Origin of the sequence: Pseudonocardia sp. CA-107938 (assembly GCF_050936315.1) — a bacterium.
GTDB lineage: Bacteria > Actinomycetota > Actinomycetes > Mycobacteriales > Pseudonocardiaceae > Pseudonocardia.
The window spans coordinates 5,904,682-5,928,054 of record NZ_JBNJNA010000001.1 but is presented as its reverse complement, the minus strand read 5'-3'; the positions used below and the strand labels follow the sequence as shown (position 1 = coordinate 5,928,054).

Here is a 23,373-nt window from a genome sequence, read left to right as displayed (position 1 = left end):
GACATGTGTGAAGGGGCCCGACGATGTGTGACCTCAGGTGCCGACCCGGTGGATGCGGTCGGCGCCGATGTCGGCCAGCAGGTGCGCGTCGTGCGTGGCGACGACGAGCGCGCCCTTGTAGCCGGTGAGGGCGTCCACGAGCTGGGCGACGCTGTCCAGGTCGAGGTTGTTCGTCGGCTCGTCGAGCAGCAGCACCTGCGGGGCCGGGTCGGCGAGCAGCACCGTCGCGAGGCACACCCGGAACCGCTCGCCGCCCGAGAGGGTCCCGGCCGGGCGGTCCACCTCCGCGCCCCGGACGAGGAACCTGGCCAGCTGCGCCCGGATGTGCTGCGGCGTGGCGTTCGGGGCGGCGGCCCGGACGTTGTCGAGCACCGACTGCCGGTCGTCGAGCACGTCGAGCCGCTGCGGCAGGTACCCGACGGGCACGGCCGCGGCGTCGCGCACCGCCTTGAGCAGCGTCGTCTTGCCCGAGCCGTTGCGACCGACGACGCCGATCCGTTCCGGCCCGCGCACCGCGAACCCGGCCATGTCGACGACGGTCCGACCGGCCGGCACCGCGGTGGCGGGCAGGTCGATGCGGATGCGGTCGTCGTCGCGGACGGCGGCCTCGGCGTCGTCGAGCGCGGTGCGGGCGCCCTCCAGCTTCTCCCGGTGCATGTTCCGGTACTTGCCCGCAGACACCTCCGCCTGCATCTTCTTGCCGTTCATCACGATCTTCGGACGGCGCTTGTTGGCGAAGTCCTTGTCGGCGTAGCGCTTGCGCCGGGCCAGAGCGACGTGCGCCTCGACGAGCTGGCGCTTCTCCCGCTTCACGTCGGCCTCGGCCACCCGCACCATCCGCTGCGCCACCTCCTGCTCGGCCGCCAGCACGGCGGTGTAGTCGGAGTAGGTGCCGGTGAACGTGCGGGCGACCCCGCCGCGCAGCTCGACGATCCGGTCGACGTGCTCGAGCAGCTCCCGGTCGTGGCTGACGACGAGCAGCACACCCGGCCACCCGTCGATCGCGGCGTAGAGCCGTTCCCGTGCCGGCGCGTCGAGGTTGTTGGTGGGCTCGTCGAGCAGCGTGACCGCCGGCGGGTCGACCAGCAGCCCGGCCAGCGCCGTGAGGACGGACTCTCCGCCGGAGAGCGTGCCGACCCGCCGGTCGAGCCCGAACCGCAGGCCGAGCCGGTCGAGCACGGCGAGGGCGCGCTCGCCGACCAGCCAGTCGTCGTCGACGGCGGCGAGGTTCTCCGGGGTGGCGTCGCCCGCCTCCACGGCGGCGATGGCGGCGAGCCGCTCGGAGATGCCGAGCAGCTCGGCGACCGTGGCGTCGGCGTCGAGCGCGACGGTCTGCGGCAGGTAGCCGACGCTGCCCGCCACGAAGACGTCGCCATCGGTGGGGGTCAGCCGCCCGGCGATGATCTGCAGCAGGGTGGACTTGCCGCTGCCGTTGGCCCCGACGAGGCCGGTGCGCCCGCCCTCGACGGCCAGGTCGAGCGCGTCGAGCACGGGGGTGCCGTCGGGCCAGGTGAAGGAGAGGTCGCTGCACACGACCGTCGTGCGTGACATGAGGGTGCTCCAGGAATGACGAGGCGGGCCGGACGGCGGGCGCAGGCGTCAGCTGAAGAGCACGAATTGACCGTACGACGGACTCCGACACGGCCGCAAACGCATTTCGCACCGGGTCGGGTGACACCCACAGGGATCACACAGTGTGATCTTTCGGACGCACTGCGGGTACATCGAACGGGTCGGGGTGATGTCCACTCCCGCAACCGCCTCCGGAGAGGACTGAACGAATGCTGGAGAACATCCAGAGGGTGCTGGCCGACCTGATCGGCATGGTCGCCGCCTTCGTGCCGAAGCTGCTGCTGTTCCTGGTCGTGATGCTGATCGGGTGGCTGGTCGCGAAGGGCCTGCGCAAGCTCGTGACGATGGTGCTGCACAAGGTGGGCTTCGAACGGGCCGTCGCCAAGGGTGGCCTCTCCACCATGCTGGCCGGCTCGAAGTACGACGCGAGCGGGCTGATCGCCGCGATCGTCTACTACGCGATCCTGCTGATCACGCTGCAGATCGCGTTCGGCGCCTTCGGTGACAACCCGGTCAGCGCACTGCTGGCGAGCATCGTGACGTTCCTGCCGCGCATCATCGTCGCGATGATCATCGTGGTGGTGACCGCGGCGATCGCGGCGGCGGTGAAGGACCTCGTCGGCGGCATGATGTCGGCGCTGTCCTACGGGCGGGTCGTCGCGACCATCGCGCAGGTCTTCATCATCGGCCTGGGCGTGATCGCGGCGCTCTCGCAGATCGGCGTCGCCGTCGAGGTCACGCTGCCCGTGCTGATCACGGTGCTGGCGACGATCGGCGGCATCCTCGTCGTCGGTGTCGGTGGCGGCCTGATCGGGCCGATGCGCTCGCGCTGGGAGCGGATGCTCGACCGCGCCGAGCAGGAGACCGCGACGGTCGCCCGCAACGGTGCCGTCGCCAACGCCCCCACCGGCCCGATCCCGGCCACGGAGCCGGCCGGCGCCAACGGGCACACGCACTACGCGTCGAGCGACTCCGGCCTCTGATCGCGCTGGTCGGTCTCGGCGGCGTCCGGTTCGCGGACGCCGCCGAGGCTCGCGGCGAGCCCGACGACGGTCTGGTCGGTGCGCCGCAGCAGGCGCGCGACCGTCAGCAGCTCTGCCCGCTCGCGCGGATCGCGGTGCCGGGCCGCGGCCGCCTCCGCGGCGTCCACGACGTCCTCCGCCGAGCGGACGTCGCCGGTGCGGCCCTCGCTGTGCACGAGATCGCGGAGCGCGGCGAGGTTGGCCCGGACCCGCGCGACGGCGGGTTCGAGCGTCGGCGCCCACTCCGGCACGGTGACGCCGTCCGCGACGCGGACCAGCCGGCGCGTGTAGTGGTCGACGGCGCCGAGCACGCGCACCGTCCGGTGGTAGCTAGACCGGGTGCTGCTGCGCAGCCAGGTGAGCCGGCTGTCCAGCGGCCGGCCGCGTTGCCACAGCGTGGCGAGGGCGTCGTCCATGTCGCGGGCCAGCTCGACCGTCCCGGGTGCGGGGCGTCCCAGCAGGTGCGCGGTCGCCGCCGCGAGCACCGCGTCCGCGGCGGCGACCGCCGCGTCCAGTGCCTCGCCGAACGCCTGCCGCGTGCGGACGGGCAGCACCAGGAAGCCGGCCAGCATGCCGGCGACCGCGCCGACGGCGGTCTCGGCGACCCGCAGCAGCAGCGTCTCGACGCTGAACTGGCCGATCAGGCCGTACAGCAGCGCGAGCACCGCGGTGATCCAGAACGCCATCAGCGCCTGCGAGAGCCGCACCAGGTACAGCGCCAGGAACACGCAGGCGAGCAGCAGGCCGAGTGCGAGCAGCTCGTGCCCGGTGACGAGCACGGCCAGCGCCATGCCGGCGGCGACCCCGGCGATCGTGCCTACCAGCCGCTGGGAGCCGCGGGCGAGCACGTCACCGCGGCTGGTGGTGCCGGTGAACACGACGAACGCGGTGAGCACTGCCCAGTACCAGCGGGCCGGCGAGACCAGCTCGCCACCGATGATCGCCAGCGTGGTCGCGACGCCCACCTGCGCGGCCTGCCGGGTGGTGGTCGTCGGCCCGGTGGGCGCAGCGGCCGGCTGCGGATCGGGTGCGGGCTCGGGCAGGTCGGGGGAGCCCGGATGGGCGGGGACGGTGCTGGTGGCGTCCGGGTCCAGCGCGTCCGCGAGCCGGGCGACGGCGAACGCGACCCGCTGTGCGCGATCACCCAGCCCGTCGGTCTCCGCGACCAGGGGAGTGACACTGCGTCGAGCGGCGTCGAGCAGCTCCCGGCGCCGGTCGACAGGGGTGCGGGTCGCTGTTGCCGCGGCGAGGTCGCGCAGCCCGGCGCGGAGGGCGCGGCGCTGCTCGGTGCTCGGACCGTCGGCGCCGGACACGAGCCGGCGCGCGGTGACGGCGAGCCGTTCGGCGGCGAGCTCGGTGTCGAGCAGCCGCAGCTCGAGCCGGGCGGCGTCGTCCGGGTCGTCCGGGAGCCGGTCGAGGCGCTCCGCGACGAGCAGTGCCGTGGCGTTCATGCGGGTCTGGCGTGCGCGGGAGGCCTGCAGGCGCCGGGCGGTGTCGTCGGGGTCGGTGGCCAGCAGCGTGCCCGTCGCGGCCACGACCCCGTGGACGTGCGCGTGGAACGCCCGCAGCATCCGGTCCACCGTGCGGCGCGGGCTCTCGGCGAGCAGCCAACCGCGCAGCAGGAGGGTCGAGCCGATGCCGAGCGCGGCCGCCAGCAGCAGCGACGGCAGCTGGGTGACGGAGGCCTGCAGGAACTGGGTGAAGAAGAACCCCATGACCGACGCCATGCCGAGTGCGGTGCCCCGCGGCCCGGAGCGCCGGATGAGGACGGCGCCGACCATCACGGCCACGAACACCGCGTCGGCCAGCAGCCGGTATGGGGCGAGCAGCGTGCCCGCGGCGACGGCGGCGAGCGCCGGCGGCGCCATGAGCGCGGTGGTGGCCCGCAGGCGCGGCAGGGTCGGCTCGTTCACCGCGAGGTTGGAGATCATGGCGAGCACCGCCGCGATCAAGACCACGGTGACGGGCTCGCCGGTGGTGGCCCGCACCACCGTCATCGCGGCGACGGCGAGCGCCATCGCCAGCACCGCGACACCGGCGAACCGCAGCCGTTCGAGGCCGGGGTCGACGCCGGTCAGCGTCGTGCGCGCCGCCGCGAACCGCGTCCCCCACGCCATCGGGGCAGTCTGGCACGACGAGATTCGGCACCGGGTGCCACAACCCTGCCGCGGCGATATAGGATCCGCCGGACCGTTCCCGACCCACCCACTGGAGGTACCGGCGATGGCCAGCACGAAGGAGTGGTTCGAGTCGGTCGCCGAGGCCCAGCGACGGGCGAAGAAGCGCCTGCCGAAGTCGGTGTACATGGCGCTGGTCGCGGGGGCGGAGCAGGGCATCACGCTCGACGACAACGTCAACGCGTTCGCGGAGATCGGGTTCCGCCCGCACATCGCGGACCTCCCGCAGGAACGCCGCCAGGCCACGACCGTGATGGGCCAGGACGTCGAGTTCCCGGTGCTGATCTCGCCGACGGGCGTGCAGGCCGTCCACCCCGACGGCGAGTTGGCGGTGGCCCGCGCCGCGGCCGCGGCCGGCACCGCGATGGGCCTGTCGTCGTTCGCCTCGAAGTCGATCGAGGAAGTCGCTGCGGCCAACCCGAAGACGTTCTTCCAGTCGTACTGGGTCGGCGGGCGCGACGTGATCCTGCACCGCGCCGAACGGGCCCGCGCCGCCGGCGCGAAGGGCCTGATCCTGACGCTGGACTGGACGTTCGCGCACCGCCGCGACTGGGGCAGCCCGCCCATCCCGGAGAAGTTCGACCTGAAGGCGATGCTGAAGTTCGCGCCCGAGGGCCTGTCGCGACCGCGGTACCTGCTCGACTGGGTGAAGAGCGGCGCGCTGCCCGACCTCACGACCCCGAACCTGGCCGACCCCGGCCAGCAGGCGCCCACGTTCTTCGGCGCCTACTACGAGTGGATGACCACCCCGCTGCCCACCTGGGACGACATCCGGTGGCTGCGCGAGCAGTGGGGCGGGCCCTTCGCGATCAAGGGGATCATGCATCCCGACGACGCACGCCGGGCCGTCGACGCGGGCGCCACCGCGATCTCCGTCTCCAACCACGGCGGCAACAACCTCGACGGCACGCCCGCCTCGATCCGCGCGCTCCCCGCCGTCGTCGACGCCGTCGGTGACCAGGTCGAGGTGCTGCTCGACGGCGGCATCCGCCGCGGCAGCGACGTCGTGAAGGCGCTCGCGCTGGGCGCGCGTGCCGTCCTGATCGGGCGGGCGTACCTGTGGGGGATGGCCGCCAACGGCGAGGCCGGCGTGGCGAATGTGCTGCAGATCCTGCGCAGCGGCATCGACGAGGCGCTGCTGGGGCTCGGCCGGGGGTCGGTGCACGACCTGGTGCCGGACGACCTCATCGTGCCGGAGAACTTCACGCGCACCGGCAAGTCCTGACGTCCGGACCGCTACCGTCCGACGGGTGCCCACGTCACCGGATCTCGACGCCGCCCTGCACCGCTGGGTCGAGGCCGGGCTGATCGAACCGGCGCAGGCGGACGCGATCCGCGCTGCGGAGGCGGACCGGACAGCGGCGCCGCGCTCGTCGCTGCTCGCCGAGGCGCTCGGTTACGTCGGCGGCATCCTCGTCCTGGTCGCGGCGATCACGCTGACCGGGCGGTTCTGGGCGGAGCTGGGCACGGCCGGGCGGCTCGCGGTGGCCGCCGTCGCGGCGCTGGTGCTGCTCGTCGCCGGTGTTGCCGCGCCCGCCCCGCACACGGGCGCGCCGGGGCGGCTGCGCGCGGTGGTGTGGCTGCTGTCGGTCGCCGCGCTGGCCGGTGCGGTCGGACTGCTGGGCGAGGAGGTGCTCGGCCTCGACACCGACGCCGCGGTCGTGCTGGCCGCGGGCTGCGCCACCGTCTACGCGGGCGTGCTGTGGCGGGCGCACCATGCGGTGCCCCAGCACGTCGCGTTCGTCGCGGCCCTGGTCACCACCGCGGGAACGGCGACGGAGCTGCTGCCGGCCACGACCGGCGAGTCCGCCTGGCTCGCGGTGTGGGGCGCCGGCCTGGCGTGGCAGCTGCTCGGGTGGGGTGGCGTGGTCACACCGCGGACCGCGGCGTACGTGTGCGGCGGCGTCGCGGTCGTGCTCGGGTCGGTCGCCCTCGCCGACGGCGCCTGGGGCGCGGTGCTCGCGATCGGCTCTGCCGCGCTGCTGGTCGTCGGCGGTGTCGCGGAGCGGGACCTGGTGCTGCTCGGCGTCGGCGCGGTGGCGACGCTCGTCGCCGTGCCGCGGGTGGTGGCCGACCGGTTCCCGGACACCGTCGTCGTCGCGCTCGTGCTGCTGGTGCTGGGGATCGCGCTCGTCGGGACGGGGTTGTTCGTCGCGCGGCGGCGCAGGGCGGCCGGCTCGTCGGTGCAGCGGGGTACCCCGACGCTGGCGATCCCCGCGGCGGTCGTGGTGGCGCTGGGCACGGCCGTGGCCGCCGTCGCGATCGCCCTCTGAGCAGGTCCAGGTCGCGGCCGTACGGAGCAGTCCGATCGGCCGTGGCCTTCCGTGTGGGGGCTGGGTTAGGTTCCGCCCATGCAGGACCTGCCCGACGCCGCGCTCGCCGCGACGTTCGTCGACATCGCGCGTCGCTTCGAGGCGGCGGAGGACCCGGCGGACACCCAGGCCCGGATCACCCGCGCCGCCGTCGACACCGTGCCCGGATGCGCGCACGCGTCGATCTCGATGGTGCGCCGCAACGGCGGCGTCACGACGGTCGCGCCCACCGACGACGTGCCGGCGATGGTCGACGCCATCCAGTACCGGACCGGCCAGGGGCCGTGCCTGGAGGCCATCTGGGACTCCGACGTCGTGCACATCGACGATCTCGCGACCGACGACCGGTGGCCGCGGTTCGCGGCGCAGGCCGTCGCCGACACCCCGGTGCGCTCCATCCTCGCCGCCAAGCTCTTCGTGCAGGACGACGTGATCGGCGCGCTGAACCTCTTCGCAGAGACCCCCAACGCGTTCGACGACCACGACGCCGCCGTCGCGTCGATACTGGCCGGGCACGCGGCGCTGGCCGTGTCGGCGGCCCGGGAGAAGGAGCACGCGGACAACCTCGACCAGGCCCTGCGCTCCAGCCGCGAGATCGGCGTCGCGATGGGGGTGCTGATGGCCCGCGGCGGGTTGACCCGGGAGCAGGCGTTCGGCGTGCTGCGCGAGGCGTCGCAGCGGCTGAACGTGAAGCTGCGCGACGTCGCCGCCGACGTGGCGGACACGGGGCAGCTACCCGTGCGGGAACCCGTCGCCGGCGCGGGGGACTAGGAGACTGCTGAAAATCGCGGATGTCGGTTCGGTTGTTGATCTCGGCGGGCTGGGACGATCTGGTGTGTGCAGGGTCGGTTTGATCCGCAGCGTGAGCTGCTCGATGTCGAGTCCGTAGCCGGTCATCTGCTGCCGCCGGGCGGGGTGTTCGCGTTCCTGGCCGCGCACCGCCACGAGCTGTTCCCGGACGAGCTGTTCGCGGATCTGTTCGCGAGCGGCCGGGGGCGTCCATCGGTGCCGGTCGAGCACGTCGCCTCGGTGTTGGTGTTGCAGACCCTGCATGGGCTGTCGGACCGGGAAGCGATCGAGGCACTCACCTTCGATCTGCGGTGGAAGGCCGCGTGCGGACTCGCGATCACCGACACGGGTTTCCACCCGACCACGCTGACCTATTGGCGGCGCCGCCTGAGCGCCTCACAGCACCCGGAACGGATCTTCGACGCGGTCCGCGCGGTCGTGGATGCGACCGGCGCGCTGGCCGGTAAGCACCGGCGCGCGTTGGACTCCACGATCCTCGACGACGCGGTGGCCACCCAGGACACGGTCACCCAGATCATCGCCGCGATCCGCCGCGTCGCCCGGGAAGTCCCCGACGCCGCGCACGTGATCGCCACCCAGGCTCGCGGACACGACTACACCCAGCCCGGGAAGCCCCGCATCGCCTGGGACGACGAGCAAGCGCGGGCCGAGCTGGTCGACGCTCTGATCGGTGACGCCCACCGGGTCCTGGGACATCTGCCTGACCAGGAACTGGGCCCCGCTGCGGCAGAGGCGGTCGGGTTGCTGGCGCTGGTCGCGGGTCAAGACGTCGAACCCGCGCAGGGCTCAGACGGCACTGACGGGCGCTGGCGCATCGCCCGGCGCACCGCCGCGGACCGCGTCATCTCCACCGTCGACCCCGACGCCCGCCATGCCCACAAGACCCGCAACCGGCGCCAGGACGGCTACAAAGCCCACCTCGTGGTCGAACCCGACACCGGGATCATCACCGCCACCGCCCTGACCCCCGCGTCCGGCCCAGACAACTCCGACGCCACCGTCGGGATCGACCTCCTCCACCGCGACCTCGACCAGTCCCCAACAACACCCGAGACCACGCCCGACGCGGTGGAGGTGCTGGCTGACTCTGCCTACGGCACGGGGGACATGCTCGCCGCGCTGGCCAATGCCGGGCACCGCGCGGTGATCAAACCCTGGCCGCTGCGCCCCCCGGTTCCCGGCGGGTTCACCATCGACGACTTCACCATCGATGAGACCACCGGCCTGGTGACCTGCCCCAATGGGATGACCGCTCACATCACCCGAACCCGCAACGTCACCTTCGGCCGCCGCTGCCGCGGCTGCCCCCTCGCCTCGCGCTGCACCACCTCGGCCACCGGACGAACGTTGCGGCTGCACCCGCACGACGCACTGCACCGCGCGCACCGCGCCCACGCCGCTGCTGCCGATTTCGGTGAGATATACCGGCGGCACCGACCCATGGTCGAACGCAGCATCGCCTGGCTCACCCGCGGCAACCGCCGCCTGCGCTTCCGCGGCACCCGAGCCAACGACCTCTGGCTGTCCCACCGCGCGGCCGCGCTCAACCTGCGCCGACTCCTCGCCCTGGGCCTGCACCGCACCACCACCGGATGGGCGATCACCTAAACCCGCCTTGACGGTCACCACCCACACCACCACGCTGCCCACCGGGCGGAGTGACCTCTTGTCGCACCCACGGGTGCTGACCCTCGCAGCCTGACTGCCGAGGCGCCCTGCCCACCGAACCCGCCTTCTTCAGCAGTCTCCTAGGGCGTGTCCTGTAAGTCGGCACGCAGCCACAACACGATGGCGGCGATGATGATCTCGGAGCGGTAGTAGGCGACCCGCTTGGCGTAGCGGGTAGCCAGGGCCCGGAACTGCTTGAGCCGGTTGAAGCAGCGCTCGACGACGTTGCGGCCGCGGTAGAGGTCGGGATCGAAGGCGGGTGGACGTCCCCCGCGGGATCCCTTCGCGCGGCGTCGCTGGATCTGATCGATCCGCTCCGGGCTGGTGAACGCGATCCGCCGTGCCCGCAGCGCCGCGCGGGTCGAGGGGTGGGAGTAGGCCTTGTCGGCCAGCACTCGCTCGGGACGAGTCCGTGCCCGGCCAGGTCCGATCCGGTCCACGGCGATCTGGTCGAGCAGGGGTAGCAGTTGGGGGTTGTCCCCGGCCTGGCCCGCGGTGAGGATCACCGACATCGGCAGCCCGCGCCCGTCGACGGCGAGGTGGATCTTGCTGGTCAGTCCGCCGCGGGAGCGTCCGAGGGCCTCCCCTTCGACGGCGAGGGCTTCGACCCATCCGGTGGCGCAGCCCCCTTTTTCCGGGCTCCAGCTGAGTGCTGGTGGGCCCGGACGCTGCTCGAGTCGATGCTGAAGGTCCACTCCACGTTGCCGACCGAGTCGTCTTTGACCACGACCTGGTCGAGGATGGTTTCCCAGGTGCCGTCCGCGGTCCAGATCCGCAGCCGTTCGTGCGCGGTCTTCCACGGCCCGTACCGCTCGGGCAGGTCCCGCCACGGCGCCCCGGTGCGCAGCTTCCACAAGATCGCGTTGATCACCTGGCGGTGATCACGCCAGCGCCGGCCCCCGCTCTCCACCGGTGGTAGCAGTGGCTCGATCCGAGCCCAGGCCTTCTCAGTCAGCTCACCGCGTCCCACCACAGGAGCATGATCACCGGCCGCAGCTCAGAAGCCTTACAGGACACGCCCTAGCTCGGACGCGCGACGGGCGGGCGCCGCGGCGCCCGCCCGTGGTCAGGAACTGCTGGGGTCGGGATCAGGTCTTGTCGCGCCCGAGAACCGACTTCGCGGTGTCCTTGACCTTCTCGCCGGCCTGCTTGAGGTTGGCCTTGGCCTGCTCGCCCTTGCCCTCGGCCTCGTACTCGGGGTCGTTGGTGGCCTTGCCGTAGCCCTCCTTGACCTCGCCCTTCAGCTCCTCGGCCTTGTTGCTGACCTTGTCGTCGAGTCCCATGTCTCCTCCGTTCTGATGGGGGCCCGGTCTACGGTCGGGTTCCCCGCCCGAACGAGCACGAAACCGTCGCTGAGGTGACCCTCACCTTTACATGCAGAAGTATGCATGTTTTAGTGGTTCGCATGGGGCACGGACACGGGCACGGGCAGGGCGGAGGCGATCGGCGCCGGCTGGCGGTGGCGCTCGGCGTCACGCTCGTCGCCGCCGTGCTGGGCGCCGCCGGGGCCGCGCTGACGGGTTCGCTGGCGCTGCTCGCCGACCTCGGGCACCTGCTGACCGACGCCGGGGCGCTGGTCGCCGCACTCATCGCCGCGGCGCTCGCCGTCCGGCCGGCGAGCATGAAGCGCACCTACGGCTTCGGCCGCGTCGAGGTGCTCGTGGCCGGGCTGAACGCGCTGGCGCTCGTCGTCGTGGTCGGCTGGGTGGTCGTCGAGGGGATCGGCCGCCTGGCCACGCCCGCCGAGGTCCCGGGCCTGCCGATGCTGATCATCGGTGTGCTGGGCCTGGTGGGCAACGTCGTCTCGCTGGCGGTGCTGTCCGGCGGCGACCGGGGAAACATGAACCTGCGCGGCGCGGCGCTGCACGTCCTCGGCGACGCGTTGGGCTCGGTCGGCGTGCTGGCCGCCGCCGTCGTGCTCCTCACCACCGGCTGGCCGTACGCCGACACGATCGCGTCGCTCTTCATCGCGGTGCTGATCCTGCCGCGGGCCGTCGGCCTGCTGCGGGAGGTCTGGCACGTCCTGCTGGAGGGGGCGCCCAAGCACATCGACGTCGCCGAGGTGAAGTCGGCGCTGCTCGCCGTGCCCGGCGTGGCCGACGTGCACGACCTGCACGTGTGGGCGATCAACGACCGCCGCCCGGCCCTCTCCGCGCACGTCGTCGTGCCGGCCGCGGCCACCACGACCTGCGGCGACGGCTCGGTGCTCGACCACGCCGGCGAGATGCTGCGCGAGCGCTTCGGCGTCGCCCACTCGACGTTGCAGGTGGAGGCGCACGCCCACACCCACCACGAGGACCACTGCGGCTGATCCTGCGGCGGATCAGGCCCGCCCGCCGGGCTCCTCGGCGGCGAGCCGCGCATCACCGGTGTGGACCACGGCTGGGGCGAGTCGGCGCATCTCGTCCCTGATCGCCTCGTCGTCGCGGTCCTCGGGAAGCGTCTCCTGCCACGCCTCCAGCGGCTCCAGCATGCGCGCGATCACCGGCGAGTTCTCGCAGTCCTCCCACAGATCCCACAGCATCGCAGCGCCGTCCTCGGGCAGCAGGTCACCGGTGAGCATCTGGCGGGCGACGTCCCGGGCGACGGTCCAGGCCGCCTTTGTGGGGTCGACCGGTTCGACGCCGAGCTCCACCAACACCTGGCGCACGAGCGGTACAGCATCGCCGAGCGTCAGCCGGGTCGGTGATTCGCCGGCCAGTTCCACAACCGTGGGTGTCTCGACGCCGACCATCAGCAGGTCGCAGGCCAGCCGAACCGTGCTCTCCGGGGGCAGCCGACCCGTGATCAGGTCGGCGTTGAGCCGTTGCACCATGGCACGCACGGCTGCGGGCAGTGCATCCACACCGGCCGGTGAAGCAGGTCGACGCGGCGAGCGTCACCGCGTTCCCCGCAGCCGCAGCCCGTTCAGCACGACGAACGCGGTGACGGCCGGCCCCAACCCGGCGGCCAGCAGCGGGTGCAGCAGCCCGGCGGCCGCCACGGGCAGCCCGACCAGCGCGGCGCCGAACGCGACCGCGAGGCTGCCTTCGGTGACGCCGGACAGCCGGCGGGCCAGCCGCACCACGGTCGCGGCGGCGCGGGGAGTCCCGGTCGGGATCCCGAGCCCGCTGGTGCCGGAGCCGCCGACCGTGACGGGCAGGTCCGCGGCGGCGGCGTGGGCCGCGCCCGGGCCGGCGACCACCACGACACCGTGCCCGTCGGCCCGCAGCCGCCGCACCACCTCCACCTTCCCGGCTTCCTCCGCGGCCGGGAGGACGAGCTCGATGTCGAGGCCGGCCGCGAGCTCCTGCGCCTCAGCGTCGGTTGCGGAGGTGAGGAGCACGGGCGTGAGTCCGAGCGCGCGCAGCGCACCGACGGCGTCGACGGCGTCGGGGTGCCGCTGCGCCGCGACGGTGAAGCCGGCGCGGACCTGCCCGTCCCACGCGACGACGAGATCGGGGGCGCCCAGCTCGACCGGCACGGCCAGGTCGAGTGCGTCGGGCCGGCCGAGCGTGATCGACCGGGCTCCCGTGCTCGCCCGGACGGTTCCGCTGCCGTCGACGGCGACCTCGGCGATCGACGGCGGGAACGTCGCGCCGCCCAGGAGCGCGCTCGCCTGCGGGAGGGGCGAGTGCGCGGCCAGCGCCGCGGCGACGGCGAGCGCGTCGAGTTCCCCCGTGCCCGATACGAGCGCGACCGAGCCGACGGCGGGCGGGGAGCACAGGAGGGAGCGGCCGAGCACGACCACGTCGACGGCGCCGGCGGCCGCATCGGCCGACGCGTCGAGGCGCACGTCCAGCTCGTCGGCTCGGCGGAGCGCGGCGGCCGCGGCCACGGGTGCAGCCAGGTCGACGGCGAGCGGCGCGGCGACGGCGAGCACCGCCAGCCCGGCCGTGACGGCGTTACCGCCCAGGTCGGCGCCGGTCCAGAAGCCGGCCGCGGCCCCGGCGAGGCACAGCGTCGCCGGGGCGCACCAGCGGCCGGCCCAGGTCCTTCGTCCGGTCGGCGCGGTCGCGGGGACGAACCGGCGCAGCGCGAGCGCGGCGAGCACCAGCAGGACGGTGACCTCGAGGTAGATCTGGGCCGTCCCGGTGGACGGGGGGGCCAGCAGTTCGAGCGGGTGGGCGTGGGTGGCAGCGCCGGCCCCGCCGAACAGGAGCGCCCACACCGACCACGCGAACGCGACGGCCGCCGCGAGCGCGGCCGGCGCCTCTGCGCCGACCGTGCCGCGGCGCAGGTCAGCCAGCACGTCGCGGTAGATCGGCCACGCCCCCCACGTCGCGACGGGGGTGGCGAGCGCGAGTGCCGTCCACTGCCAGAACGGGTACTGCACCGCCGGGACCACGGCCAGCACGAGCACCGGCAGCCCGAAGCCGGTGACGGTGACCAGCCGGTCCCACTCGCGGTCGACCGGCGGGGCCGGCGCGGAGACGGCCGTCATCAGTGGTTGTGCCCGCTCGACGCTGGGATCTCGACGCCGGGCGGCGGCAGCGCGGGGCCGGCGACCCGCCCGAGCTGCCACCCCGCGCCCGTGCAAACCGCCACCGCGACGACGAGGAGCGCGAGACGGCGCAGCGGAGACGGTCGGCTCGGCACCTGGTGAGCGTACGACGGGCTGACACCCGCCCGGGTGAGATGGGGCACGGCGGGGAACCGGACGGCGCTGCGCACCGTCATGTGATCCATGACCCGTGTACTCGCGACCCTGGCGCGGCTGCTGCTCGGCGGGGTGTGGTTGTGGGCCGGGTTCGCGAAGGTCGTCGATCTCGACGCGTCGGTCCGCGCCGTCCGCGCCTACGAGCTCCTGCCCGAGCCCGTCGTGCCCGCGATCGGTGCCGCGCTGCCCCTCGTGGAGATCCTGCTCGGACTCCTCCTCGTCGTGGGTGCGTTCGTGCGCCCGGCCGCGGCGGTGTCCGCAGTGCTGATGGCGGCGTTCGTGATCGGGATCGCGTCGGCGTGGGCGCGGGGGCTGCGCATCGACTGCGGGTGCTTCGGATCCGGCGGCCTGCTCGCCGCCGACGAGGAGCCGACCTACGGGTGGGAGCTCGCGCGCGACGGCGGGTTGCTGCTGGTCGCGCTGCTGTTGGCGAGGTGGCCGGCGAGCCGGTTCGCCCTGGACGGACTGTTCGGCCGGCGTCCGGTCGACGAACGAGTACGCCGGCCCGCCGGCGTGGGAACGGAGTGACGGCATGGCGGCAGCGCAGCGGACGGCGGGCGCCGGGAAGGGCGCGCTCGGGCGGCGCCGCGGGCCATCGGCGGCACTGATCGCGGCGATCGTCGTGGTGGTGCTGTTCGCGGGCGCGGTCGGGTTCGGGGTCTGGTACGCGCAGCGACCGGCGTCCGGCGGCCCGGTGCCGACCGGGACGACCGCCGCCGGGGTCACCGTCGGCAACCCGTCCGCACCGCACACCGTCGACGCCTACCTGGACTTCCTGTGCCCGATCTGCCGCGCCTACGAGCAGCAGTCAGGGGCGACCCTCGACCAGCTGATCTCGACGGGCCAGGCGAAGGTCGTCTACCACCCGATCGCGATCCTGGACCGGCTCTCGTCGACGCAGTACTCGTCACGGGCCGCGGCCGCCTCGGGCTGCGCTGCGGACGCCGGGGTGTTCCCGCAGTTCGTGAAGCTGCTCTACGCCAACCAGCCACCGGAGAACTCGGCAGGTCTGCCCGACGCCCAGCTCACCGCGCTGGCGCAACAGGCGGGCGCGCCGGGCTCCGTCGGCCAATGCATCGCCGGCGGCACCTATCGGGGGTGGGCGGCCGGCGTCACGGACACGGCGTCGAAGGCGGGCGTCAACGGCACCCCGACGGTGCTGGTCGACGGGCAGCGGATCGGGCTGACCGACGCAGCGCTGCAGGCCGCGACCAAGTGATGATCATCGGACGGTGATCGGCGGTACCGTGCGGTCATGCGCGTCCTGGTCGTCGCCGCCCCGCTGACCGGCCACCTGCTCCCGCTCGTCCCGCTCGCGGTCGCGCTGCGGGCGCTGGGGCACGAGGTCACGATCGCCTCCGGTGGGGAGCTGCGGAGCGTGGCCGGGTTCCCGGTGCACGACATCGGCACCCGGCTGCGCCTCGCGCCGCTCGCGCTGCGCCTGGCCGCGACGCACCCGCGGCTGGTCGGCCCGGAGCTGCGGGGCACGGCCGGCACCGCGGCGGTCGGGCCGATGTTCGGCGCCGTCAACGCCCGCCTGGTCGACGAGGTGGCCGCGCTGGCCGAGGCTGTGCCGCCGGACCTGGTGGTGCACGAACCGCTCGCGGTGTCCGGCGCCGTCGTCGCCGCGGCCCGGCGGGTGCCCGCCGCGCTCGTCGCGGGCATGCTGTGGGACGGGCCGGAGCTGGTGGCCGTGACGGCGCGCGACCGCGCGATGGTGGCCGCCGCGGCCCGGTACGGCGTCACCGAGCTGCCGGTACCGGCCGCCGTCGTGACGACCGCGCCGCGCAGCGTCGTCGGGCCGCGCGAAGGCCTGCTGATGCGCCCCGACGGCGTCGCGGAGAGCGGGTCGGCGCCGGACTGGGTGCTGCGCCCGTCGGACCGGCCGCGGCTGCTCGTGAGCCACTCGACGCTTCCCGGGGCGGGTGCGCACCTGCGCAGCGTGGTGGCGGCCGCCGATGCCCTCGACGCCGAGGTCGTGCTGGTCAGGGCCCCGGAGAAGATCGTGCGGGCGGGCCTGCCGGCGAACGTGCGGGCGGTCGGTTGGGTCCCGATGGACCAGGCGCTCGCCCACGCGACCGCCATCGTCCACCACGGCGGTGCGGGCACCACCCTCGCGGCGCTGGCCGCCGGTGTGCCGCAGCTGGTGGTCGCCGGGGCCGGCGACCGCAGGTACAACGCACGGCTGGTCGCGGCCCGTGGCGCGGGCCTGGCCACCACCGCGGCGCAGATCGACGCGCCGCTCCTGCGCACGCTGCTGAGCGCAGCGCCGTTGCGCGCCGCGGCGGTCGAGGTGGCGGCCGAGATCGCCGGCCTGCCGTCGCCGGCGGAGGTCGCCCCCGTCGTCGCCGCGGCCGGCGCGCGCAGTGCCTGCTGACGCGGTGGAACGGGCGCTCGCCCACGTGGCGCGGACGGCCACGGGCGCGCCGCTGCCCGAGCGCTGGCGGGTCACCGTGCACTTCGACCCCGACCGGCTGGTCGGTGACCGGCCGCTGCTGGCCCACCTGGCCACCGACGGGGTCTACCGGTCGCAGTTCGAGACCGGCACCAGCAACGGCGGGCTCACCCGCGCACGCCGGCGGCGACCGGTGGCGGTGGGAGCAGCGCATCTTCGGCGGCGCCTACGACACGGCGGCGCCCGCGGACCGGCCCAAGTACGGCTCGCTCAACCACCGGGGGCGTCCGGCCGGTGGATCGGTCCGCTTCGGCTCGGCACACCTGCGCCTGGCCGCGGCCACGTTGGCGCGCACCACGTTCTGCTACCCGGACAGCGTGTTCGATCCGTCGGCGTTCGGGACGGCGACGCGGGCGGGGCTCGTCGCGCTGGCCGATGCCGACGAGAAGGACCTGCTCGACGACTACGTCGAGGCCCACGTCCACGGCCCGTTGCTGCTGGCCCGCGATGTGGAGGCGGTGGTGCTGGACCCGGCGTTCCGAGGTACGGAGGTCGAGGCGGCCGCCGCGGCGCTGCCGGTGCCGGTCGAGTGGCACCACGGCTTCCGGCTGACCGTCGCGGAGCTGGAACGGCACCCGGACTACCGCGGCCCGGACGTGGTGGCCGCGGGCCGCGCGATCGCGCAGGACGGCGTGCTGGACGCGCGAGTGATCGGGGAAGCGGTGCGTGACCAGCGGTTCGACCCGCAGACGCTGAAGCGGGTGTGGCACTGCACGGCCCGCTTCGGCGCACGGGGTTAGACGTGGGTCAGACGAGGTCGGCGATCCGCTTCGGCGCCTGCAGCCGCCAGCTCTCGGTGAGCAGCTCGGCAACCTCGGTCCAGTCGGTGTCCGGGCCGAGGGTGAGCGTGACGTGCTCGGGGTGCCACGGCGGCTTGTGGAACGGGGGACCGGTCGCGATGAGCGCGGCCAGCTCGTCGCCGGTGCTGCGGAAGGTGAGCACCGGCGTCGGCTCCTCGACCGGCACGGCGCGGGCGTAGGCGGGCGGCCACTCGTGGTCGATGACGAGCAGGTGCGCGAACGCCTTGCGCCGCACCCACCAGCGGATACCGACCCACGCCGGCTCCTCACCCGCCTCGGGCAGCGCGAGGCAGATCGCGCGCAGCCGGGCCAGTACGTCAGGGGGCAGCTCGTGCCGGGCTTCGATCACCGGCCCAGTCTGCGGCAGGGGTCCGACAGTCCGGGCCGGTGACCGGGGCTCAGCCCTGCGCCCGCTCCGCCACCGGCTGCCACTTCTCCCAGGTGGCGATCCGCTGCGCGTAGTCGGCCTTCGCGATGCCGAGCGGGGCGCTGCCGAGGAACGCGCGCAGCGGCGGCTCCTCCGCGTCGACGATCTCGAGGACGGCGGCGGCGGACGCCGTCGGGTCGCCCGGGGTGCCGACGCGCTGCTTGCGCTGCTCCTGCACCGCCTCGTGGAACTGGGCGTAGTCGGGCAGCTGCGCGGACCGCTTCGCGGACGGACCGGCCCAGTCGGTGGCGAACCCGCCCGGCTCGATGAGCGTGACGTGGACGCCGAACTGGGCGACCTCGCCGGCGAGGCTCTGGCTGAGGCCCTCCAGCGCCCACTTGGACGCGTGGTAGGCGCCGACAAGCGGGAACGCGCTGATCCCGCCGATGGAGGAGACCTGCAGGATGTGCCCGGAGCCCTGGGCGCGCAGGATCGGGAGGGCGGCCTGCGTGACCCAGAGCGCGCCGAAGAAGTTGGTCTCCAGCTGGGCGCGGACCTCGTCCTCGGTCAGCTCCTCGACGAACCCGAAGTGCCCGTAGCCGGCGTTGTTGACCACGACGTCGAGCCGGCCGAAGTGGTCGTGCGCGGCCTGGACGGCGGCGAAGTCGGCAGCGCGGTCGGTGACGTCGAGCTGCAGCGGGAGGAAGCGATCCCCGTACTTGGTGGCGAGGTCGTCGAGCGTGCTGGTGTCGCGCGCGGTGGCGGCGACGGAGTCGCCGCGCTCCAGCGCGGCGATCGTCCACTCGCGGCCGAACCCGCGCGAGGCACCGGTGATGAACCAGAACTTCTGCGTCATGCCCCGTACAAGCCGGAGGAGCCTCCGGTTATTCCGCGTCGATCACCCGAACCGGTACCTCGTCTGGCTGTACGGGTCCTTGCCGAACGCGAAGACCGTCGTCGGTTCGACGCGGTAGACGAGCGCCACCACGTTGTTTCCGCCGGCGAACCCGCCGTCGGCCAGCTCGAAGTGCCACTCGGCGCCGTACTTCGCCTCCCAGGCCGCGGCGAGGGCGGCCAGCTCGGCACGGTCCGTGACACGCTGCGCGCGGCCCTCCAGGACGACGTCCGTGCCACCCTTGCGGTCGTTGCGCCCGGTCGTGATCGTGACCTGCGGGTTCGCCGCGATGTTGCGCGCCTTGCGCTCGTCGGCCCCGGTGCAGACGTGCAGTGCGCCCGATCGCCACACCGCGAGCAGCGGCGTGACGTGCGGGCGCCCGGCCGGGTGCACCGTCGAGATCCAGTAGAGCTCGGCCTCGGCCAGGAGTCGTTCCGCCTCCGACCAGCTGACGGGCGCAGCCTCGGCGTCGCCGTAGCGGGCATCGATGTCGACCACCGGTTCGGTCATGCGTCCTCCTCGGGTTGTGACCTCCGAGTGGGGACCCTCCCAGGGAGGCGAACTCATCGGTCGGGCGGCAGTTCCCCCGATCCGCGCACGATCAGGCGGGTGGGCACCTCGACGGTCCGCGGCGCCTCCCGCGCACCCCCGATCCGGTCGAACAGCAGGTCGGCGGCCGTGCGCCCGATCGTGGCCGGGTCCTGCGCGACGACGGTGACGGCGGGGGAGAGCAGGTCGGCGAAGAGGAAGTCGTCGTAGCCGACGAGCGCGATCCGGTGGTGCAGGTCGAGCCGGCGCAGCGCGCGCACGAGCCCGGCCGTGATGAGGTTCTGCGCGCCGAGCAGGGCGGTCGGCGGGTCGGGCAGCGCCAGCAGCGCGGTGAGCGCTTCCTGCACCGCCTCGTCCGAGCGCACGCCGCGCACGACGAGCCGCGGGTCGTACGGGAGGCCGGCGCCCGCCAGCCCGGCGCGGTAGCCGTCGTGCCGCAGACGTGCGGTGGCGATCGTCGCGAGGTCGCCGAGGAAGGCGATGCGGGTGTGCCCGTGGTCGGCGAGGTGGCGGACGCCGTCCGCGACCCCCGCGGCGTCGGTGGAGACCACCGTGTCCACGTCGATGCCGGCCGGTGCCCGGTCCACGCACACGACCGCCGTTCCCCCGGTGATCTCCTCCACGAGGTGCGACTGGTCGTCCCCGGCGGGGGCCAGCACCAGCCCGTCGACGCTGCGGCTGCCGAAGGCGCGGGCGAGCGCGCGTTCCCGGACGGGATCCTCGTCCAGGCTGGCGGCGAGCACGACCACGCCGCGTGGTCGTGCGACGTCCTCGACCGCCCGCAGCAGGGCCGCGGAGTACGGGTTGGCCAGGTCCTCCAGCAGCAGCGCGATCGACGCCGAGCGCCGGTCGTTGCGCCGCAGCGTGCGCGCACCGACGTCCGGTCGGTAGCCGAGCTGCTCGACGACGGCCGCGACGTGCGCGCGCACCGCCGGCGCGACGCCGGCTTCACCGTTGACCACGCGGGAGACCGTCTTGACGCTGACGCCCGCTTCGGTGGCGACGTCGCGCAGGGTGGTCCGCCGTCGGCGGTCGCCCATCGAGCCTCCGGGTGATCGTGGTCCGTTACGGATCCGTGACCGATTCCTGTCGCGGAGCCCCTTGTGCGCACACGGTGGCACAGGCCACAGTGCGCTGACAACGTTGTCGGCGAGATGAACGAAGGAGTTCAGCGGATGAAGCGAGTCACGTCCCGGCGGGTTGCCGCCGTGCTGGCCACGGGTGCGGTGCTCGCCCTCAGCGCGTGCGGCGGGGCCGGCGGATCCGGCGGTGGCGGTGGCGACAAGCCGATCGTCGGGTTGATCACCAAGACCGACACCAACCCGTTCTTCGTCAAGATGAAGGAGGGCGCGCAGGCGGCCGCGGCGAAGTCCGGCGTCGACCTGCGCACATTCGCCGGCAAGTCCGACGGCGACAACGAGGCGCAGGTGCAGGCCATCGAGTCGCTGATCTCGGCCGGAGCCAAGGGCTTCCTGATCGCGGCCTCGGACTCGAAGGCGATCGTGCCGACGCTGGACCGCGCCCGCCAGGCCGGCCTGCTCGTCATCGCCCTCGACACCCCGATCAACCCGCCGTCGGCGGCCGACGCGACCTTCGCCACCGACAACTTCCAGGCGGGCGTCCTGATCGGGCAGTGGGCCAAGGCCAAGTTCGACAAGGAGGGCAAGCAGGCCAAGATCGCGATGCTCGACGTGTCGGCGAACCAGGTGTCCGTCGACCTCGGCCGCGACCAGGGCTTCCTGCAGGGCTTCGGCATCGACCCGGGCGACAAGAACATCATCGGCGACGAGAAGGACCCGCGGATCGTCGGCCACCAGGTCACCCAGGGCGCCGCCGACGGCGGTCGCACCGGCATGGAGAACCTGCTGCAGAAGGACCCGACGATCAACCTCGTCTACACGATCAACGAGCCGTCCGCGGCCGGCGCCTACGAGGCGATCAAGGCGGCGGGCCGGCAGAACGACGTCACGATCGTCTCCGTCGACGGCGGCTGCACCGGCGTCAACCAGGTCAAGACGAAGCAGATCGGCGCCACGTCGCAGCAGTACCCGCTGAAGATGGCCCAGCTCGGGGTGGAGGCCATCTCGGCCTTCGCGAAGGACGGCGCCAAGCCGCAGCCCACCGCCGGCAAGGACTTCTACGACACCGGCGTCGAGCTGATCACCGACGAGCCGCAGACCGGGGTGCCCAGCAAGGACACCACGTTCGGCGCGCAGAACTGCTGGGGCTGATCGGTTCGATGAGTACTGCCACGACGGACTTCGAGCGTCCGGAGACGCCCGTCGACCGGGTGCAGCAGGTGCTGCACGCCCAGCCCATCCTCGGCCCGCTGGCCGTGCTGATCCTGGCGATCCTGGCGTTCTCGCTGGTCAACGGGCGCTTCCTGGCAGCCGCCAACCTGGGCCTTGTGCTGGGCCAGGTGACGATCATCGCGTTGCTGGCACTGGGTCAGACGCTCGTGATCCTGACGGCCGGCATCGACCTGTCGGTCGGCGCGATCGCGGTGTTCACCTCGATCATCATGGCGTCGCTGACCACGAAGGCCGGGGTACCCGGCGTGCTCGCGATCGTCATCGGGATCGTGGCCGGCACCGCGATGGGTGCCCTGAACGGTCTGCTGGTCACCCGGGTGAAGCTGCCCCCGTTCATCGTCACGCTGGGCACGTTGTCGATCTTCATGTCGCTCAACCTGGTGGTCTCGCGCAGCGAGACCATCCGGGGGACCGACATGCCGGCGATCATGACGTGGACGGGCACCACGTTCGGCCTCGGCGGCTTCCGGGTCACCTACGGGTCGGTCATCATGCTGGCCCTGTTCGCCTTCTTCGTGTACGCGCTGGCCAACACGGCGTGGGGCAAGCACGTCTACGCCACCGGCGACGATCCCGAGGCCGCGCGGCTGGCCGGCATCCAGACGACCCGGGTGCTGTTCTCCGTCTACCTGGTCGCCGGTCTGCTGTACGGGATCTGCGCGTGGATCATCATGGGCCGGCTCGCGTCCGCCAGCCCGAACATCGGCATCGACTACAACCTCGACTCGATCACCGCGGTGGTGCTGGGTGGCACCAGCCTGTTCGGCGGGCGCGGGCTGGTGCTGGGCACGCTGGTCGGCGCGCTCATCGTCGGCGTGCTGCGCAACGGGCTGGCGCTGGCCGGCGTCGAGGTCGTGTGGCAGGGCTTCGCGGTGGGCCTGCTGGTGCTCGTTGCGGTGGCGATCGACCAGTGGATCAGGAAGGTGCGGAGATGAGCGAGCTTGCGAGCGAATCATCGGCACAGTCGGGGCCCTCGCTCACCAAGGACGCCGAGGAGGTCGGCGTCCGCCGTCCGGTGCTCCAGGCCCGCGGCCTGGTCAAGCGGTACGGGCCGGTCACCGCGATCGCGAGCGGCGACCTGGAGCTGTACCCGGGCGAGATCCTCGCCGTCATCGGCGACAACGGTGCCGGCAAGACCAGCCTGATCAAGGCACTGTGCGGGGCGCTCATCCCGGACGCGGGGGAGATCCTGCTCGACGGGGTGCCGGTCCACTTCCGGACCCCGATGGACGCCCGCCGCGCCGGCATCGAGACGGTCTACCAGTCGCTGGCGGTCGCACCGGGCCTGGACATCGCCGACAACCTGTTCCTCGGCCGTGAGCTGCGCAAACCCGGCTTCGCGGGCTCCGTGCTGCGCATGTTGGACCACAAGCGCATGCGCGAGGAGGCCCAGCGGCACATGAGCGAGCTGGGCATCGCGACGCTGCAGAACATCGGGCAGGCCGTGGAGAGCCTGTCCGGTGGCCAGCGACAGGGTGTGGCGGTGGCCCGGTCGGCGGCGTTCGGCAGCAAGGTGGTGATCCTCGACGAGCCGACGGCAGCGCTGGGGGTCAAGGAGGGCAACCGGGTGCTGCAGCTCATCCGGGACGTCCGCGACCGCGGGCTCCCGGTGATCCTGATCAGCCACAACATGCCGCACGTCTTCGAGGTGGCGGACCGCATCCACATCCAGCGGCTCGGTCGGCGCGCCACCGTGATCACGCCGCAGTCGCACTCCATGGCGGAGGCGGTGGCGATCATGACCGGCGCGGTGGAGCCGCCCCCACCGGTGGCGTGAGAACCGCCGCCACCACCG

22 protein-coding genes and 1 pseudogene are annotated in these 23,373 nt (G+C 73.3%); 13 read left to right on the top strand and 10 right to left on the bottom strand.

Going from position 1 to position 23,373, the window contains the following annotated elements:
• Positions 1 to 33: 33 nt before the first annotated feature.
• A complete protein-coding gene (locus tag ACQEVB_RS29330; protein WP_432978109.1) occupies positions 34 to 1,551 on the bottom strand; it encodes an ABC-F family ATP-binding cassette domain-containing protein in 1,518 nt (505 codons plus the stop codon).
• A 230-nt stretch (positions 1,552 to 1,781) separates the two neighbouring features.
• Between ACQEVB_RS29330 and ACQEVB_RS29325 the strand changes: the two genes are divergently transcribed.
• Complete coding sequence (locus ACQEVB_RS29325; RefSeq protein ID WP_432978106.1) at positions 1,782 to 2,555, top strand: mechanosensitive ion channel family protein; 774 nt, start codon at positions 1,782 to 1,784, stop codon at positions 2,553 to 2,555.
• Here ACQEVB_RS29325 and ACQEVB_RS29320 read toward each other — a convergent pair.
• Positions 2,528 to 4,711 (bottom strand): FUSC family protein, encoded by a 2,184-nt coding sequence (locus ACQEVB_RS29320; protein WP_432978103.1) that lies wholly within the window; start codon positions 4,709 to 4,711, stop codon positions 2,528 to 2,530. The two genes, ACQEVB_RS29325 and ACQEVB_RS29320, sit on opposite strands and share 28 nt — an antisense overlap.
• Before the next feature lie 106 nt (positions 4,712 to 4,817).
• Between ACQEVB_RS29320 and mftD the strand changes: the two genes are divergently transcribed.
• The 4 genes from mftD (at position 4,818) to ACQEVB_RS29300 (ending at position 9,501) form a co-directional block, all read left to right on the top strand.
• Positions 4,818 to 5,996 (top strand): pre-mycofactocin synthase MftD, encoded by a 1,179-nt coding sequence (mftD, locus tag ACQEVB_RS29315; RefSeq protein WP_432978100.1) that lies wholly within the window; start codon positions 4,818 to 4,820, stop codon positions 5,994 to 5,996.
• 25 nt (positions 5,997 to 6,021) lie between these two features.
• Positions 6,022 to 7,044, top strand: a complete 1,023-nt coding sequence (locus tag ACQEVB_RS29310; protein WP_432978097.1) for a DUF2157 domain-containing protein — start codon at positions 6,022 to 6,024, stop codon at positions 7,042 to 7,044.
• Between the two features lie 78 nt (positions 7,045 to 7,122).
• Positions 7,123 to 7,854, top strand: coding sequence for a GAF and ANTAR domain-containing protein (locus tag ACQEVB_RS29305; protein WP_432978094.1), 732 nt, complete (start codon positions 7,123 to 7,125; stop codon positions 7,852 to 7,854).
• A gap of 66 nt (positions 7,855 to 7,920) precedes the next feature.
• Complete coding sequence (locus tag ACQEVB_RS29300) at positions 7,921 to 9,501, top strand: IS1182 family transposase (RefSeq protein ID WP_432964610.1); 1,581 nt, start codon at positions 7,921 to 7,923, stop codon at positions 9,499 to 9,501.
• A gap of 140 nt (positions 9,502 to 9,641) precedes the next feature.
• Here ACQEVB_RS29300 and ACQEVB_RS29295 read toward each other — a convergent pair.
• Positions 9,642 to 10,531 (bottom strand): IS5 family transposase gene (locus ACQEVB_RS29295; RefSeq protein WP_432973438.1). Its coding sequence is split into 2 segments (ribosomal slippage): positions 9,642 to 10,159 and positions 10,159 to 10,531, totalling 891 coding nucleotides; the frame shifts between segments, so codons are not numbered across the junction.
• A gap of 118 nt (positions 10,532 to 10,649) precedes the next feature.
• A complete protein-coding gene (locus ACQEVB_RS29290; RefSeq protein ID WP_432978092.1) occupies positions 10,650 to 10,844 on the bottom strand; it encodes a CsbD family protein in 195 nt (64 codons plus the stop codon).
• Positions 10,845 to 10,966: 122 nt separating this feature from the next.
• Between ACQEVB_RS29290 and ACQEVB_RS29285 the strand changes: the two genes are divergently transcribed.
• Positions 10,967 to 11,872, top strand: a complete 906-nt coding sequence (locus ACQEVB_RS29285) for a cation diffusion facilitator family transporter (protein WP_432978089.1) — start codon at positions 10,967 to 10,969, stop codon at positions 11,870 to 11,872.
• A gap of 12 nt (positions 11,873 to 11,884) precedes the next feature.
• On the opposite strand, the gene ACQEVB_RS29280 is transcribed toward ACQEVB_RS29285, so the two are convergent.
• Both ACQEVB_RS29280 and ACQEVB_RS29275 read right to left on the bottom strand, forming a co-directional pair.
• A complete protein-coding gene (locus ACQEVB_RS29280; RefSeq protein WP_432978086.1) occupies positions 11,885 to 12,376 on the bottom strand; it encodes a hypothetical protein in 492 nt (163 codons plus the stop codon).
• A gap of 63 nt (positions 12,377 to 12,439) precedes the next feature.
• Positions 12,440 to 13,984 (bottom strand): hypothetical protein, encoded by a 1,545-nt coding sequence (locus ACQEVB_RS29275; protein ID WP_432978083.1) that lies wholly within the window; start codon positions 13,982 to 13,984, stop codon positions 12,440 to 12,442.
• Positions 13,985 to 14,227: 243 nt separating this feature from the next.
• Here ACQEVB_RS29275 and ACQEVB_RS29270 point away from each other — a divergent pair, with 243 nt between their 5' ends.
• The 4 genes and pseudogenes from ACQEVB_RS29270 (at position 14,228) to ACQEVB_RS29255 (ending at position 17,395) form a co-directional block, all read left to right on the top strand.
• Complete coding sequence (locus tag ACQEVB_RS29270) at positions 14,228 to 14,728, top strand: MauE/DoxX family redox-associated membrane protein (protein ID WP_432978080.1); 501 nt, start codon at positions 14,228 to 14,230, stop codon at positions 14,726 to 14,728.
• A gap of 4 nt (positions 14,729 to 14,732) precedes the next feature.
• Positions 14,733 to 15,419 carry a thioredoxin domain-containing protein gene (locus ACQEVB_RS29265; protein WP_432978077.1) on the top strand — a complete coding sequence of 229 codons (687 nt, stop codon included), beginning with the start codon at positions 14,733 to 14,735 and terminating at the stop codon, positions 15,417 to 15,419.
• A gap of 36 nt (positions 15,420 to 15,455) precedes the next feature.
• The gene (locus tag ACQEVB_RS29260) at positions 15,456 to 16,577 is read left to right on the top strand and encodes a nucleotide disphospho-sugar-binding domain-containing protein (protein ID WP_432978075.1); all 1,122 of its coding nucleotides are present in this window, start codon (positions 15,456 to 15,458) and stop codon (positions 16,575 to 16,577) included.
• Positions 16,578 to 16,602: 25 nt separating this feature from the next.
• Positions 16,603 to 17,395 (top strand): annotated as a pseudogene (locus ACQEVB_RS29255) (DUF3626 domain-containing protein).
• Between the two features lie 7 nt (positions 17,396 to 17,402).
• On the opposite strand, the gene ACQEVB_RS29250 reads toward ACQEVB_RS29255, so the two are convergent.
• From ACQEVB_RS29250 to ACQEVB_RS29235, 4 genes are read right to left on the bottom strand one after another with little or no spacing between them, the layout of a single operon-like run.
• Positions 17,403 to 17,804 carry an MmcQ/YjbR family DNA-binding protein gene (locus ACQEVB_RS29250; RefSeq protein WP_432978072.1) on the bottom strand — a complete coding sequence of 134 codons (402 nt, stop codon included), beginning with the start codon at positions 17,802 to 17,804 and terminating at the stop codon, positions 17,403 to 17,405.
• Between the two features lie 49 nt (positions 17,805 to 17,853).
• Positions 17,854 to 18,678 carry an SDR family oxidoreductase gene (locus ACQEVB_RS29245; RefSeq protein ID WP_432978069.1) on the bottom strand — a complete coding sequence of 275 codons (825 nt, stop codon included), beginning with the start codon at positions 18,676 to 18,678 and terminating at the stop codon, positions 17,854 to 17,856.
• A 42-nt stretch (positions 18,679 to 18,720) separates the two neighbouring features.
• Positions 18,721 to 19,227: a pyridoxamine 5'-phosphate oxidase family protein gene (locus ACQEVB_RS29240; protein WP_432978067.1), complete on the bottom strand. Its 507-nt coding sequence runs from the start codon at positions 19,225 to 19,227 to the stop codon at positions 18,721 to 18,723.
• A 53-nt stretch (positions 19,228 to 19,280) separates the two neighbouring features.
• The gene (locus ACQEVB_RS29235) at positions 19,281 to 20,306 is read right to left on the bottom strand and encodes a LacI family DNA-binding transcriptional regulator (protein WP_432978064.1); all 1,026 of its coding nucleotides are present in this window, start codon (positions 20,304 to 20,306) and stop codon (positions 19,281 to 19,283) included.
• 135 nt (positions 20,307 to 20,441) lie between these two features.
• Here ACQEVB_RS29235 and ACQEVB_RS29230 point away from each other — a divergent pair, with 135 nt between their 5' ends.
• The 3 genes from ACQEVB_RS29230 to ACQEVB_RS29220 are packed head-to-tail and all read left to right on the top strand — an operon-like array spanning position 20,442 to position 23,355.
• Positions 20,442 to 21,497, top strand: a complete 1,056-nt coding sequence (locus ACQEVB_RS29230; protein ID WP_432978061.1) for a sugar ABC transporter substrate-binding protein — start codon at positions 20,442 to 20,444, stop codon at positions 21,495 to 21,497.
• Positions 21,498 to 21,505: 8 nt separating this feature from the next.
• Positions 21,506 to 22,513: an ABC transporter permease gene (locus tag ACQEVB_RS29225; protein WP_432978058.1), complete on the top strand. Its 1,008-nt coding sequence runs from the start codon at positions 21,506 to 21,508 to the stop codon at positions 22,511 to 22,513.
• Complete coding sequence (locus ACQEVB_RS29220) at positions 22,510 to 23,355, top strand: ATP-binding cassette domain-containing protein (RefSeq protein WP_432978055.1); 846 nt, start codon at positions 22,510 to 22,512, stop codon at positions 23,353 to 23,355. Before ACQEVB_RS29225 ends, ACQEVB_RS29220 begins: the two co-directional genes overlap by 4 nt.
• The last annotated feature ends 18 nt before the right edge of the window (positions 23,356 to 23,373 follow it).